Genomic DNA, 252 nt, shown 5'->3' with positions numbered 1-252 from the left:
TGTGCTGCAGGAGAAATCTCAGGATCAGGTCATAAAAGTTTTTGATTATTTGACAGAAAAACTCGGAATTGGGGTATGTCAGGAACTGTTCCCTGTCATCCTGACCGATAATGGTGTGGAATTTCAATTTCCAGAACGGTTGGAATGTGATAAAAATGGCGGGATCCGCACAAAAATCTTTTACTGCAATCCGAACTCTTCCTGGCAAAAAGGGCGGATTGAGAAAAATCATGAATACATCCGGTATGTGAT

1 pseudogene is annotated in these 252 nt (G+C 41.3%); it reads left to right on the top strand.

Annotated features, from left to right (window positions below):
- Positions 1-252: pseudogene (locus LK536_RS58890) on the top strand (IS30 family transposase); the annotation flags it as partial.

The organism is Clostridium pacaense, assembly GCF_020709765.2.
Lineage (GTDB): Bacteria > Bacillota > Clostridia > Lachnospirales > Lachnospiraceae > Enterocloster > Enterocloster hominis.
The sequence above is the reverse complement of the archived record's forward strand: the minus strand, read 5'-3'. Positions and strand labels throughout refer to the sequence as shown.